Source organism: Aureimonas sp. AU12, from assembly GCF_001463705.1.
Lineage (GTDB): Bacteria > Pseudomonadota > Alphaproteobacteria > Rhizobiales > Rhizobiaceae > Aureimonas.
The window spans coordinates 98,819-112,733 of the sequence record NZ_BBWH01000036.1 but is presented as its reverse complement, the minus strand read 5'-3'; the positions used below and the strand labels follow the sequence as shown (position 1 = coordinate 112,733).

At 69.1% G+C, this 13,915-nt stretch carries 11 protein-coding genes; 4 read left to right on the top strand and 7 right to left on the bottom strand.

Annotated features, from left to right (window positions below; all coding sequences use genetic code 11):
- From iolD to AUL33_RS15195, 3 genes are all read right to left on the bottom strand, one after another.
- Nucleotides 1-1,824 (bottom strand): 3D-(3,5/4)-trihydroxycyclohexane-1,2-dione acylhydrolase (decyclizing) (gene iolD, locus AUL33_RS15205; RefSeq protein ID WP_062209916.1); only part of this gene is annotated, 1,824 nt, incomplete at its 3' end.
- 81 nt (nucleotides 1,825-1,905) lie between these two features.
- The gene (gene iolC, locus AUL33_RS15200) at nucleotides 1,906-3,819 is read right to left on the bottom strand and encodes a 5-dehydro-2-deoxygluconokinase (protein WP_062209888.1); all 1,914 of its coding nucleotides are present in this window, start codon (nucleotides 3,817-3,819) and stop codon (nucleotides 1,906-1,908) included.
- A 133-nt stretch (nucleotides 3,820-3,952) separates the two neighbouring features.
- Nucleotides 3,953-4,804, bottom strand: coding sequence for a MurR/RpiR family transcriptional regulator (locus AUL33_RS15195; RefSeq protein ID WP_062209885.1), 852 nt, complete (start codon nucleotides 4,802-4,804; stop codon nucleotides 3,953-3,955).
- Between the two features lie 273 nt (nucleotides 4,805-5,077).
- Between AUL33_RS15195 and iolB the strand changes: the two genes are divergently transcribed.
- Both iolB and AUL33_RS15185 read left to right on the top strand, forming a co-directional pair.
- A complete protein-coding gene (iolB, locus tag AUL33_RS15190) occupies nucleotides 5,078-5,896 on the top strand; it encodes a 5-deoxy-glucuronate isomerase (protein WP_062209883.1) in 819 nt (272 codons plus the stop codon).
- A complete protein-coding gene (locus tag AUL33_RS15185; RefSeq protein WP_082652627.1) occupies nucleotides 5,859-6,392 on the top strand; it encodes a ribonuclease H in 534 nt (177 codons plus the stop codon). Before iolB ends, AUL33_RS15185 begins: the two co-directional genes overlap by 38 nt.
- Before the next feature lie 8 nt (nucleotides 6,393-6,400).
- On the opposite strand, the gene AUL33_RS15180 is transcribed toward AUL33_RS15185, so the two are convergent.
- Genes AUL33_RS15180 through AUL33_RS15165 form a run of 4 tightly spaced genes read right to left on the bottom strand, consistent with a single transcriptional unit; the run spans nucleotide 6,401 to nucleotide 12,817 of the window.
- Nucleotides 6,401-6,964, bottom strand: coding sequence for a DedA family protein (locus tag AUL33_RS15180; RefSeq protein ID WP_062209880.1), 564 nt, complete (start codon nucleotides 6,962-6,964; stop codon nucleotides 6,401-6,403).
- Nucleotides 6,961-9,651 (bottom strand): hypothetical protein, encoded by a 2,691-nt coding sequence (locus AUL33_RS15175; protein WP_062209876.1) that lies wholly within the window; start codon nucleotides 9,649-9,651, stop codon nucleotides 6,961-6,963. Before AUL33_RS15175 ends, AUL33_RS15180 begins: the two co-directional genes overlap by 4 nt.
- Nucleotides 9,648-11,198: a glucose-6-phosphate dehydrogenase gene (gene zwf / locus AUL33_RS15170; protein WP_062209873.1), complete on the bottom strand. Its 1,551-nt coding sequence runs from the start codon at nucleotides 11,196-11,198 to the stop codon at nucleotides 9,648-9,650. Before zwf ends, AUL33_RS15175 begins: the two co-directional genes overlap by 4 nt.
- Nucleotides 11,195-12,817 carry an FAD-dependent oxidoreductase gene (locus AUL33_RS15165; RefSeq protein ID WP_062209870.1) on the bottom strand — a complete coding sequence of 541 codons (1,623 nt, stop codon included), beginning with the start codon at nucleotides 12,815-12,817 and terminating at the stop codon, nucleotides 11,195-11,197. Before AUL33_RS15165 ends, zwf begins: the two co-directional genes overlap by 4 nt.
- 160 nt (nucleotides 12,818-12,977) lie before the next feature.
- On the opposite strand from AUL33_RS15165, the gene AUL33_RS15160 reads away from it, so the two are divergent.
- Both AUL33_RS15160 and AUL33_RS15155 read left to right on the top strand, forming a co-directional pair.
- On the top strand, nucleotides 12,978-13,448 hold the full coding sequence (locus AUL33_RS15160) for a DoxX family membrane protein (protein WP_062209867.1): 471 nt from the start codon (nucleotides 12,978-12,980) through the stop codon (nucleotides 13,446-13,448).
- A gap of 9 nt (nucleotides 13,449-13,457) precedes the next feature.
- Nucleotides 13,458-13,904 (top strand): hypothetical protein, encoded by a 447-nt coding sequence (locus AUL33_RS15155; protein ID WP_062209864.1) that lies wholly within the window; start codon nucleotides 13,458-13,460, stop codon nucleotides 13,902-13,904.
- Nucleotides 13,905-13,915: the final 11 nt, after the last annotated feature.

The window sequence follows — 13,915 nt, the reverse complement described above, 5'->3', positions numbered from 1 at the left end:
CTCGTAGCCCGCGCGCGCCCGGCGCACCTCGGGGCGGACTGACACCTCCGGCACCGCCACGTCCCACCAGTGACCGCCGGCTTGCGTCGTCTTCAGATGGTCGGTGTCGATGACGATGACGGTGGTGCGCGTCTCCCGCTTCGTCTCGACAAGCGCGCTTTCGAGCTCACCGATCGAGGCGACCTTCAGGGCATGAGCGCCCATCGCCGCGGCATGGGCGGCAAAGTCGATCCTGGGCAGTTCGACATGGTGGGTGTCGGCCAGCATGTTGTTGAAGTTGGCGCCGCCGCAGGCCATCTGCAGCCGGTTGATGCAAGCATAGCCGGCATTGTCGAGGACGACGATCGTGATCTTGGCCCCAGCCATGATCGACGAGGCGATCTCGGAATTCAGCATCATGTAGGAGCCGTCGCCGACCATGACGACGACGTCCTTCTCGGGATGGGCGAGCTTGACGCCGAAGCCGCCGGCGATCTCGTAGCCCATGGTCGAGAAGCCGTATTCCATGTGGTAGCCGCCTGGCGCCTCCGCCTGCCAGAGCTTGTGCAATTCGCCCGGCAGGCCGCCGGCGGCGCAGACGAGGATCGTATCGGGCGAATTGCGGGCGCGGTGCACGGCGCCGATCACCTCCGCGTCGCTCGGGCGTTCGGCATGGGTCGGGGCGATCACGGCCTCGGTCGCCTCCATCCACGCCCGCTTGCCCTTGATCGCCTTGTCCTGCCAGGCCGTATCGAAGCGATGGGCCCCAAGCCCCGCCGAGAGTTCGTCGAGGCCGGTGAGGGCGTCGGCCACGAGCGGCAGCCCGTCATGCTTGCCGGCGTCGAAGGGCTGGACGTTGAGACCGATGAGCGAGACCTCGGGGTTCTGGAAGAGCGCCCAGGAGCCGGTGGTGAAGTCGGCGAGCCGGGTGCCGACGGCGAGGATCAGGTCGCTCTCGGCCGCCAGCGCGTTCGAGGCCGACGAGCCGGTGACGCCGACGGCGCCCATGTTCAGCGCATGCGAATGCGGCAGGGACGACTTGCCGCCATGCGTTTCAGTGACGGGAACGCCGTGCGTCTCGGCGAAGCGGCGCAAGGCATCCGACGCCTGCGAGTAGAGGACGCCGCCACCGGCGACGATGAGGGGTTTCTTCGCTAACCTGAGGCGTTCGAGCGCGGCGGCGAGTTCCTCGGCGTCGGGCCGGATGCGGCGCGGCGCCCAGATCCGCTCCGCGAAGAAGCTTTCGGGATAGTCGAAGGCTTCCGCCTGCACGTCCTGGCAGAGCGCTAGCGTCACCGGCCCGCATTCGGCGGGATCGGTCAGCACCTGCATGGCGCGGCGCAGCGCCGGCACGATCTGCTCGGGGCGGGTGATCCGGTCGAAATAGCGCGACACCGGCCGGAAGCAGTCGGTGGCCGACATCGTGCCGTCGCCGAAATCCTCGATCTGCTGGAGCACCGGGTCGGGCTGGCGACCGGCGAAGACGTCGCCGGGCAGGAACAGCACCGGCAGGCGGTTGGCATGGGCGAGCGCGGCGGATGTGACCATGTTGAGCGCGCCCGGCCCGATCGAGGTGGTGCAGGCCATGAAGCGGCGGCGGAAGCTCGCCTTGGCGAAGGCGATGGCGGCGTTCGCCATGCCCTGCTCGTTCTGCGCCCGGTAGGTGATGATCTCCTCGCGCACCCCGTAGAGCGCCTCGCCGAGCCCCGCCACGTTGCCATGGCCGAAGATGGCGAAGACGCCGCCGAAGATCGGCATGGTCTCGCCGTCGATCACCGTCATCTGCCGCGTCAGGAACCGCGCCACGGCCTGGGCCATCGTCAGGCGAACTGTTGGAGCATTCATCGGTCTCTCGTCCTCCCTTGCGGCGCGGACCCTGAAGGCCCGGCCGCATCATCCTGGGGCGTCGCTCGCGCGGCGGCCGGTTCAGCCCGCTTCAGCGGCGAGCCAGAGGTCCGTCAGGACCTGGAACCGGGCGGCCATGTCGGCCACCGCCGCCGCGTCGTCGATCTCGCCGGCCAACCAGCGCCGCGCCGCCTCCACCCAGATCGTGCGACCGACCGCGAAGCCCTTCACCGAGCGCGAGGCACGCGCTGCCTCGAACCCCTCGCGCAGCGCCTCGACCGGCGCCTCCAGCCCCAGCAGCAGCACGCCGCGGCAGAGCGGATCGCGCGCCGCGATCACCGCGTCGATCTCCTCGAAGGCGCGCCGGTTCGCCTGCGGCTCCAGCTTCCACCAGTCGGGCGTCAGCCCTTCGTCGTACATCTCGCTCAGGGCCCGCGCCACCGTGTGGTCGTCGAGGGCCCCGTGCTTGCCGGCGATGATCTCGATGAGGATCTCGCGCCCGACCTTGCGCGCCGCCTCGAAGGCCGAGCGCAGCTTGTCGATCTGTACGGCCTTCAGCTCGGCCGGGTCGTCGGGATGATAGAAGCAGAGCACCTTGATGCAGTGATCCACCGGCCATTCCACCAGCCGGCTGCCGAGATCCTGGCCGAATTCGAAGCGCAGCGGGCGCGAGCCCGGCTGCTCGATCGGCTTGGCGACCCAGAAGTCCGGCTCGCGCGCGGCGGCGAACAGCGCCTCGCGCCCGTACTTGTCGTCGAGAAGCATGCCGTAGCCCGGCCGGCCCGCCGCAACGCTCGCCGCCGCGCGAACGGCCAGCACCTTGAACTCGGGGATGCGGGCGAGGCGCGCCGGATCGCCCGCCGCCAGGTCCTCCAGCTGCGAGCGGTGATCGATGGCGAAGGCCATCAGCTGCGGGATTGCCCGCCGGCGCGTCGTCGCCCAATGGATGTGGTTGATCGCGGCGTCCTTGCGCAGCGCCCGTTCCGGGCTGCCCTTGGCCAGGAAATACTGTAGCTCCGCCCAGGTCGGGATTTCCGGCGCACAGAGAAGCCGCGACACGGCGAAGGCGCCGCAGGCATTGGCCCAGGTCGCCGAGGTCGCGTGCGGCTCGTCTCGCAGCCAGCCTCGCAGGAAGCCCGACATGAACGCATCGCCCGCACCGAGCACGTTGTAGACCTCGATCGGGAAGCCCTTGCCGACGATGCCCTCTTCGAGATCGTCGGGGATCGCGCCATCATAGACGATGCAGCCCATCGGCCCGCGCTTCAGGACGATCGTCGCCGCCGAATGGGCGCGGATCGTCTTCAGCGCGTCGAGAAGATCGCTCGTGCCGGAGGCGATGAACACCTCCTCCTCGGTGCCGACGATGAGGTCGCAATCGGCCAGCACCGTCTTCATCTTCTGCGACACCGCCTCGGAGGCGATGTAGCGATTGTCGCCCGCGTCGTGGCCGGCAAGGCCCCAGAGGTTGGGGCGGTAGTCGATGTCGAGCACGATCCGCGCGCCGTTCGCCTTGGCGATCCGCATCGCCTTTCGCTGCGCGGCGTCGGTGTGGGGCTTGGCGAAATGGGTGCCGGTGACCAGCACGGCGCGCGCCGAGCGGATGAACGCCTCGTCGACATCGTCCTCGCAGAGCGCGTTGTCGGCGCAGTTGTCGCGGTAGAAGAGCAGCGGGAAGGACTTGTCGCTCTCCACCGAGAGGATCGCCAGCGCCGTCAGCCGCTCCGGGTCGGTGGCGATGCCCGCCGTCTCGACGCCCTCGCGCGCCAGCTGCTCCCGGATGAAGCGGCCGAACTGCTCGTTGCCGACGCGCGTCAGCAGCGCCGATTTGAGGCCGAGCCGCGCCGTGCCGACCGCGATGTTCGTGGGGCATCCCCCGACGGACTTGGCGAAGGAGCCGACATCCTCCAGCCGCGTGCCGATCTGCTGGCCGTAGAGATCCACGGAGGATCGGCCGATAGTAACGAGGTCCAGCGTCGGAGCCGTCGGGTTCATGGATCCCTCCCTGTGACGAGCGGTGCCTTCCAGCGACCTGAGCCCTCACGGAAAGCTCCCTTCGCCCGGCCTCATGCCGTTTTCCGGCCATGAAACATAAATGCCGGATCAACGTCAATATGGAACCAGCGTTCTATTTCGGATCATCGAGCAGGCGCTGGCGCTCTTCGGCCACCGCCACGGTCAGCGCCATGGCGAAGGCCATCGAGGCCGAGAGGAGCCGGAAGCCGGCATGGTCGGCCTCGGCCAGTTCGAACCATTCGCGCGAGCATTCGGCAAGCGGCGAGAAAGCCGAATCGGTGAGCGAGACCACCGGGATGCGGCGGGCGGCGAGGCTGCGCGCCTGGTTGATCGTCTCGGAGGCATAGGGCGAGAAGCTCGCCGCGAAGGCGGCATCGCGCGGGGACGCCAGCGCCAGGATGTCCTCGTCGAGCCCCGCCGCGGTGCCGGCCATCTGATGGCGGATGCCGAGCTTGCCGAAGGCATAGGCCATGTAGCAGCCGATCGGATAGGAGCGCCGCTTCGAGACGAGATAGATCGTCTCGGCCCTGGCGAGGATCGCGACGGCGCGCTCGAAGGCCGCCGGGTCGATGGCGCTGGCCAGCCGGTCGAGCGAGCGCTGCGCGGCGCCGACGAACCCGTGCAGGATCGCCTGCGGCCCGTCCTCGTGGCTGTGGCGCAGCGCGCTCAGGCGCTCGTCGTAGCCGGGCTTGCGCTCGCGCAGCCGGTCGCGGAACAGCTCCTGCAGGCTGGAGAAACCCTCGAAGCCCAGATGCTGCGCGAAGCGCACCAACGTCGAGGGTTGGACCTCGGCCGCCGCCGATACGCTGGCGACCGTGCCGAAGGCGATGTCGTCGGGATGGTCGAGCGCGAAGATCGCGACCTGCCGCAGGCGCTTGGGCAGGCTGGCCTTGCGGTTGAGGATCTCGTTCTTCAACGCATCGAAATCGGCGGGCAGGGCTGGGGACGCGTCGGTCACCGGAATGGCTCTCCTCGAAGATAAGACCGAGCGGCCTTTGGGACGATCGGTTCCGCAGATGGAATATTCGTTTCCTTTCCGTCTTGCCAGCCCTCGTCACGGCTGGCTTTCAGGATGCAGCCTCGTCATCGAGGCTCGCCGACTGAAATTTCCGGGCTGAACCTCTATAAAACCGCTCAGCCATTCCACGCTTCGATTTGGCGGCCGCGACGAGGCGCGATAAGGTGGCCGCCATATCGGAGCCGGCGCAACGCCGGGGCTCACGTCCGGGGAGGCGACATGTCGAAACTCAAGCTGCGGCCGCGGGGCCGAACGGGCCTCGTCCACGAGGTGACGCCGCAGAGCGCGGGATGGCGCTATGTCGGCTTCGCTGTTCATGCGCTGGAGGACGGCGCGCGCGTCGCCGCCGAGACCGGCGAGACGGAGGTCTGCCTCGTGCTCGTTTCCGGCCGGGCGCGCTTCACCGTGGACGGGCGCGACTTCGGCGAGATGGGCGGGCGCGCCAGCCCGTTCGAGGGGGCGCCCGATGCGCTCTACGTGCCGATGGGCGCGCGCTGGGAGGCCGTGGCCGTGGGCGCGGTGGAACTCGCCGTCTGCTCGGCACCGGGCGCGCCGGGCTTCGGCCCCCGCGCCATTCCCGCCGGCACCCATCCGCAGAAGGCGCGGGGTCAGGGCACCAACACCCGCCACGTCACCAACATCATGCCCGAGGACGACGGCGCAGCCCATTCGCTCCTCGTGGTGGAGGTGATCACGCCGGGCGGGCACACCTCGTCCTATCCCCCGCACAAGCACGACCAGGACGACCTGCCGGCCGAGAGCTATCTGGAAGAGACCTACTACCATCGCTTCAACCCGCAGCAGGGCTTCGCCTTCCAGCGCGTCTACACCGACCGCGACGAGGCGAGCGGCGAGCGCGCGCTCGACGAGGCGATCGCGGTGGAGGACGGCGACGTCGTGCTGGTGCCCAGGGGCTATCATCCCGTCGCCGCGATCCACGGCTATGACGGCTATTATCTCAACGTCATGGCCGGCCCGAGCCGCGCCTGGAAATTCCACAATGCCCCCGAGCACCAATGGCTCTTCACCGGCGTCTGACGCCCCGGCGGACGGCTCGCATCCAGACGCCGGCAGCGGCCTCCTGATCCATCTCGACGGCTCCTGCTTCGGGCGGAACGGGGCCGGCGGCTGGGCGGCGATCCTCGATTGGTGCGACGGCGCGGGCCGTTCCCTGGCCCAGACGGTGCTGACCGGCGGAGAGGCCGCGAGCACGAACAACCGGATGGAGCTCGCCGGCGCCATCGCGGCGCTGCGGGCGACGCCCGGCGAGGCCGCGACGCTCATCAGCGACAGCCACTATCTCGTCGAGGGCATCACCCGCTGGGTCGGCCCCTGGCGCTCGCGAGGCTGGCGCAACGGCCGAGGAGAGCGCGTTGCCAACCGCGATCTCTGGCGCGAGCTGGATGCGCTGGCCGCGGGGCGCGATCTCCGCTGGGTCTGGACCAAGGGCCATGCGGGGACGGCCGGCAACGAGGCGGCGGATCGCCTCGCCTATGCCGAAGCGTCGAGCCGGCGGGCCCCCGCGCGGCGCTGACGGCGGCTCTACCTCGTGCGCCACCGACGCCGCGTCCAGACGGCGAGGCCGAGGCCGATCACCGCCGCGCCCGCCAACCCTATGAGAAGTCCATGCTCGGACTTCAGACGACCGAAGAGGGCTTCGATGCCGTTTCCGAACCAGTAGCCAGCGGAGACGAAGAGGAGCGCCCAGGTCGCGGCCGCAAAGACGTTGATGACAAGGAAGCGCAGCGCCGGCAGGCGCGTCGTCCCGATGGCGATGGGGCTGACGGTCCGGAACCCGTAGACGAAGCGGAAGCCGAAGGTGAAAAGCACCGGCCGCTTCTCGAACTCGGTAAGTGACCTGGCGAAGAACGGCTTGGCGCTGATGCGCCGGACGAAGGCGGCCTCGCGGAAGAAGCGGCCGCAGAGGAAGAAGATCTGGTCGGCCGTAAACGAGCCGAGGGCGACCGCCACCGCGACCTGCCAGAAGGGCAGGGTGCCCGCATGGGCGATCACCCCGGCCAGCACCGCGGCGGTCTCGCCCTCCAGACCTGCCGCGAGGAAGATCGCGGGCAGGCCGTACTGGCCGATCAGCGTCTCGATCGTCATGGCTTGGCCACCGGCAGGGCCTGTCCGCGCACGATCCGGCGCGGCTGGAGAAGCAGCGCGACGAGCGCCGTCCAGCCCGTCTGGTGCGAGGCGCCGAGGCCCTGTCCGGTCTCGCCGTGGAAGAACTCGTTGAACGTCACGCGGTCGACATCGTCCGGGTCCGGCGCATCGCCTGCCGTCGCCATGGCGGGGCGCCGGCCGCTCGCGTCCTTGAGGAAGAGCGAGCAGAGGCGGCGCGAGATCTCCTCGCCGATCGCCGTCAGCCCGGTCATCCGCCCGGAGCCCGCCGGATATTCCACCTGGAAGTCGTCGCCGTAGAAGCGCTCGAATTCCAGCAGCGCCTCGATGAGCATGACGTTGAGCGGCATCCAGACCGGCCCGCGCCAGTTCGAGTTGCCGCCGAAGATCCCGGCAGCCGAAGTGCCCGGCTCGTAGCGCACCTCGTAGCGCGTGCCCTCCAGATCCAGCGCGAACGGATGCGCGCCATGCGCCTTGGAGAGCGAGCGCAGCCCGTGGGGCGATAGGAACTCCGTCTCGTCGAGCATGCGCGAGAGAAGCGCCGTCATGCGCTGGCGGCGCAGGAGCGACAGGAGGAGGCGCGCGTCCTTGCCGGGTTCCGAATAGCGCGAGACCTGCGCGGTGAGATCGGGCCGGTTCTGCAGCATCCAGCTCAGACGCCGCGCGAAGGCGGGATGGCGGGCGGCGATGTCGGCGTCGAGCACCTCCACCGCGCAGAGCGGGATGAGACCGACGAGGGAGCGAACGCGCAGCGTCGTCGATGCGCCGTCCGGCAGCACCAGCGCGTCGTAGAAGAAGCCGTCCCGCTCGTCCCAGAGGCCCTGACCGCAGGCGCCCTTCTCGGCCTCGCTGCCGCCGACATGCGTCATGGCCGAGGCGATGGCGAGGAAATGCTCAAAGAACTTGGTAGCGACGTCCTCGTAGACCGGGTTCTCGCGCGCCAGTTCCAGCGCCATGCGCATGAGGTTGAGCGCATACATCGCCATCCAGGCGGTGCCGTCGGACTGCTCGACGAAGCCGCCGCCGGGAATGGGCGCGGAGCGGTCGAAGACGCCGATATTGTCGAGGCCGAGGAAGCCGCCCTGAAAGAGGTTGCGTCCCGCCGCGTCCTTGCGGTTCACCCACCAGGTGAAGTTGATCATCAGCTTGTGGAAGATGCGCTCGAGGAAGCCGCGGTCGCCCGACCCCGTCAGCGCCTCGTCCATTCGGTAGACACGCAGCGCGGCGAAGGCGTGGATCGGCGGGTTGGCGTCGCCGAGCGCCCATTCGTAGGCCGGCAGCTGGCCGCTCGGATGCATGTACCATTCACGGGTGAGCAGCAGGAGCTGCGCCTTGGCGAAGGCGGGATCAACGAGCGCCACCGCTACGGCGTGGAAGGCGAGGTCCCACGAGGCGTACCAGGGATATTCCCAGGTGTCGGGCATCAGCACGACGTCGGCGTTGTTGAGATGCGTCCAGTCGGCGTTGCGCCCCGCCAAGCGCTCCGTGGGCGGGCGCGGCTGGCCGGGATCGCCGTCCAGCCAGCGCTTCACGTCGTAATGATAGACCTGCTTCGACCAGAGGAGGCCGCTGATCGCCTGGCGCTGCACCAGCCGGGCGTCGGGATCGGCGATGTCCTTCTGGAGTTCGGCATAATAGTCGTCGGCCTCGCGCAGGCGCTCGGCGAAGACGGCGTCGAAGCCGGCGGTGTCGAGCGGCGGGGCCTCCTGCGCCGACCAGCGATAGCGCAGCACGAGGCGCTCACCGGCTTCGATCCGATGCGCCGACAGGAGGGCGCATTTGGTGCCGCTGTCCGGCAGGGGCTTGGCGCCGCCGGTGACGACATGGTCCGAGATCGCGTCCTTGAAGGCGCCGTCCGGCCCTTCGCCGTAGAGCCGGCGCCGATTCGTCTCGTTCTCGCAGAAGAGGAGGCGGGCCGGCTGCAGCGAGGCGAACCGGCGAGGCGCGAAGCCGGGATGGGCGGCGAGCACGCTGCCGTCGGGCTCAGGTGAGAGACACGGCTTCTCCCCGCCGTCGCCCCAGCTCCAGATATTGCGCGCCGTCAGCTGCGGCAGGACATGGAGGGGCGCCGCCTGCGGGCCCCGGTTGAGAACCGAGACCTGCATCAGGATGTCGTCGGGCGTGCGCTTGGCATAGGCGATCTCGATGTCGAAATGCCGTCGCTCGGCGAAGATGCCGGTATCCTCGATCTCGTATTCCGGCGCGTCCGTGCCCTTGCGCCGCGCGTTTTCGGCGAGGAGGTCGGCATACGGGAACGGCCCTTGCGGATAGCGGTAGAGCATCCGCTGGTAGGAATGGGTCGGCGTGGCGTCGAGGGTCCACCAGACCTCCTTCACGTCCTCGCCGTGGTTGCCCTCCTCGTTGGCGAGGCCGAACAGGCGCTCCTTGAGAATGGCGTCGGCGCCGTTCCACAGGGCCAGCGACAGGCACCAGTGCTGGTGCGCGTCGCAGAAGCCGGCAATGCCGTCCTCGCCCCAGCGATAGGCCCGCGAGCGGGCGTGATCGTGCGGCAGGTAGGTCCAGGCGTCGCCGTCGGCGCTGTAGTCCTCGCGCACGGTGCCCCATTGGCGCTCGCTGAGATAGGGGCCCCAGCGACGCCAGCCGGCGGCGTCGGCTTCGCGAAGGCGCCGGCCCTCCGCCGTGTCGAAGATCGGGGACGCCGCGCTCAAGCGGCGGGCCTTGCCGCCGGATTGCCGTCGACGCGCGCGTCGGGATCGTCGCCGAGCGCCGTCCAGCGATGGCCGTCCCGCGCCAGCAGCGCATCGGCACCCTCCGGTCCGTCGGATCCCGCGGCGTAGATCTCGGGGCTCCCCTTGCCCCAGGCCTCGATCAGCGGCTCGACCACGGCCCAGGCCGCCTCGATCGAATCGGCGCGCTGGAAGAGCGTGGCGTCGCCGCTCATGCAGGCATGGAGCAGCGTCTCGTAGCCGACATTGGGCGTGCGCTGGAAGAAGTCCTCGTGGCGGAAGGTCTCGACGACGGGCGCCAGGACCAGGCCGGGACCGGGCCGCTTGGTCTGGAAGCGCGTGCGCACGCCCTTCTCGCCGTCGATCTCGAGGATCAGGCGGTTGGGCGCCGGCGCGGCGCCGTTGGCGCCCGAGAACAGGGGATGGGACGGGGCCCTGAAGGTGACGACGACTTCGGTGCGGTGCGCGCTCATGCGCTTGCCCGAGCGCAGGTAGAAGGGCACGCCGGCCCAGCGCGGGGTGTCGATCGTCAGCTTCAGCGCCGCATAGGTTTCGGTCGTGCTGTCGGGCGCGACGTTCGGCTCGGCGCGGTAGGCGACGCGCGCCGCGCCGTTCAGCGTGCCCGCGCCGTACTGGCCGCGCACCGCGTCGCCCGGCTCGACCGGCCGCACGGCGGCCAGAAGCTTGGCCTTTGCGTCGCGCACCTGCGTCTGCTCGAAGCTCTCGGGCGGCTCCATGGCGACCATCGACAGAAGCTGGAAGAGATGGTTCGGCACCATGTCGCGCAAGGCGCCGGCCTGCTCGTAGAAGCCGCCGCGCCCCTCGACGCCGAGCGTCTCGGCGGCGGTGATCTCGACATGGTCGATATGCTCGCCCGACCAGACGGGCTCGAAGATCCGGTTGGCGAAGCGCAGCGCCATGATCGCCTGCACCGTCTCCTTCCCGAGGAAATGGTCGATCCGGTAGATCTGGCTCTCATTGGCGAGCGCCAGGAGCGCGGCGTCGAGGGCGCGGGCCGAGGCGAGGTCGTTGCCGAAGGGCTTTTCCACCACGAGGCGGCGGAAGGCGCCGTCTTTCTCGCGCAGCAGCCCGGCATGGCCGAGCCGGGAGGCGATGGGCAGGAAGAAGCGTGAGGAGACTGCGCAGTAGAAGACGGCGCTGCCCGAAATGCGGGCCCCCAGCGCCTCGAAGGTGGCGGGGTCGGTGATGTCGCCGCGCAGATAGGAGAAGCGCGAGCGCAGCGGGTTCCAGATCTCGTCGCGGATGGTGCCGGCGTTGAACTCGGCGCCGGGGTCGGCGGCGAGCTCGTGCAGCGAGCGGCCGATCCCGTCCGCAAAGGCCTGGTCGTCGAGATCGGCCCGGTCGACGCCGAGGACGCGCATCGATCCGTCGATCAGCCCGGCGGAGGCGAGATCGTAGAGCGAGGGCACGAGGAGGCGCTTCGTCAGATCGCCCGCCGCGCCGAAGATCACGAGGGTGCAAGGCGGCGCGGTCGATCCGGCGGTGGCGGGGGCGAGGGGCTGCGTCATGAAAGGGCTCTCGAAGAGGGGGCGGCGGATGGGCTGGCGCCCAGGCGGGCGGCGATATGGTCGGCGACCCTCAGGGCATTGGCGATGATGGTGAGCGTCGGGTTCACCGCGCCGATCGAGGGGAAGAAGCTGGCATCGGTGACGTAGAGATTGTCGATCCCGTGCGCCCTGCAATCGCGGTCGAGGACGGAGGTCGCAGGGTTCTCGCCGAAGCGCAGCGTTCCCGCCTGATGCGCGGTGCCCCCGATCGGCGTGTCCTTGCCGAGATAGAGCGTGCGCTCCATCAGATGCGGGTGGATGTCGGCCCTGTCGCAGATCGTTCGCAGCATCTCGCGAAGGTGCCGGTGGCCGTCCATGTTGGTCTGCGTCAAGTCGAGATGCACTTGGCCGCTGCGATAGAACACCCGGTTCTCGGGGGCGGGCAGGTCCTCGGAGGTCAGCCAGAAGTCGATCGAATGCCGGGCGATCCAGTCGAAGGGCTTTTCGGGGAGCCACTGGAGAAAGCCCGGCAGCCCCTCGACCTCGATCTGCGTGCCGTCGGACTTGCCGACCATCTGGATGTGGCCGAGCGGGAACTCGAACGGGTTCAGCGGCGACTTGTCGTGCGCGTGGTAGAAGTCGTTGAGACCGAGCGTCTTCTGGAACTCCGTCGGATTGGGCTCGCGCGAGATCGCGAGCACGGTGGCGTTGTTGTGGCGCATGTAGTTGCGCCCCACCAGACCCGAGCCGTTGGCCAACCCTTCCGGGTGCCGATCGTCACCCGAGCGCAGGAGCAACAGCGCCGAGGACAGCGCACCGCAGGCGACCACCACCAGGTCGCCCCGGATCATGTGCCGGCGCCCCTCGACGGATGTCTCGACCCCGGTGACGGTGCCGCCGGAGGCGTCGGTGATCAGCCGCTCGACGGTGGCGTTCTTCAGGAGCGTCAGGTTCGGATGGGCCTTCAGCGCGGGATCGACGCAGATCACCTGCGCATCCGCCTTGCCGTTGGTGAGGCTGGGATAGCCGTCGAACGGATCGCAGCGCAGCAGCGGCGAGCCGGGCGTCGCTGCGCCGGTCTCGTCCTGGTCGAGCAGCGCGCCCATCGGCAGGTGGAAGGGGTGCAGCCCCTCTCGCTCCCAGTCGTCGGCCAGCTTCTGGATGCGCGGCTCGTGGCGGATGGCCGCGTGCTTGTAAGGCTTGGGCGCGGGTGGTTCGGTCGGGTCCTCGCCGCGTTGCCCGCGCACCTCGAACAGCTCTTCGGCCGCCTGGTAGTAGGGCTCGAACTCGTCGTATTTCACCGGCCATTCGGGCGCGGTGCCGCCGGGATGGCGGACGTCGCCGAAATCCTCCACCCGCAGCCGGAAGAGAACCGCGCCGTAGACCTTCGAGTTGCCGCCGACGAAATAGTGGAGGCCGGGCTTGAACGTCTCGCCGTCCGACGAGGTCCAGGTCTCGTCGACCTGATAGCGCGCCTTGGCGAAGACCTCCTGCGTGTCCCAGTTCTGGCGCTCGCGCTTCAGGTAGTCGCCGCGCTCGATGAGAAGGATGCGCTTGCCGGTCTGCGCCAGCTTCCAGGCCATGGTCGCGCCGCCCGGCCCGGAGCCGACGATGACGACGTCGTAGCGATCTTCGATCATGACGTGGATCCCCGCGCGTGCATTGATGTCAGGTCGTCGCTAAAGCGCCGAGCCGTCGCGGCGTTCCCGGCGCGAGAATGACCATTTGTTCACGCGCCGCTGCGGGAACATAGAGCCCGCTCCGCAGCTTCCCTTGGCGAGACCGCCGGAAAGACGCGCCATGCTGATCGAGACTCTCGTCACATTTCTGACGCGCCTGTCGCTGGTGCTGCTCTTCCTGCCTTTCAGCGCTCTCGACAAGGTGCTGAACTTCTCCGCCGCGGTGGATCAGGCCAAGGGCGCCGCGTCGTCGACTGCGGCGGCGAGGGGGCTGATCCTCGTCGGCCTCTTCGTCGAGGTCGTCATGTCGCTCGGCGTCCTCACTGGCGTCGCCGATCGGCTCGCCGCCTTCATTCTCGCCGGCTACTGCGTGGTGACGGCGCTGCTCTTCAAGCCGTTCTGGCGCGCCCCGAATTTTCGGTTGCGCGGGCCGTCCACGGGCCGCGAGACGATGTGGGACTTCCTCAAGAATTTCGCCGTCGCCGGTGGCTTCCTCGTCATCGCCTTCGGCACGCAGGCCGGTGGGCTCGCCTCCTTCCTCGCCGATCCGCTTTCTTCCACCCACCCCTATGCCGCCCCAAGCCAGCCGTGAGCCCCCGCCATGAGCCTAGAGACCCCCACCGTTCCCTATTGGCACCTCTACACCGACGAGACCGGCACCAGCCGGCAGCGACGCTGCGTGATGACCGAGTTCGAGCTGAAGAGCATGCAGCCGCCCGCCGCGCCGCAATGGCAGGGCTGCAAGCACCATGACGGGATGACCGTGATGGTGACGGTGCAGCCGGTCGGCTGGGAGGGTGCTTGGCACGAGAACCCCGCCCCGCAATGGATCGTGCCCCTGTCCGGGCGCTGGTTCGTGGAATCGATGGACGGCACGCGCGTCGAGATGGGACCGGGCGAAATCTCATTCGGCGAGGACCAGGGAACCCGAGAGGCCGGCGGGCGCAAGGGCCACCTGTCGGGCACGGTGGGCCAGGAGCCGGCGGTGCTGATGGTGATCCAGTTCGACACGGCGCGCGAATTGACGACGCCGTGCCGGTTTTCCTGACGGAGCACCGC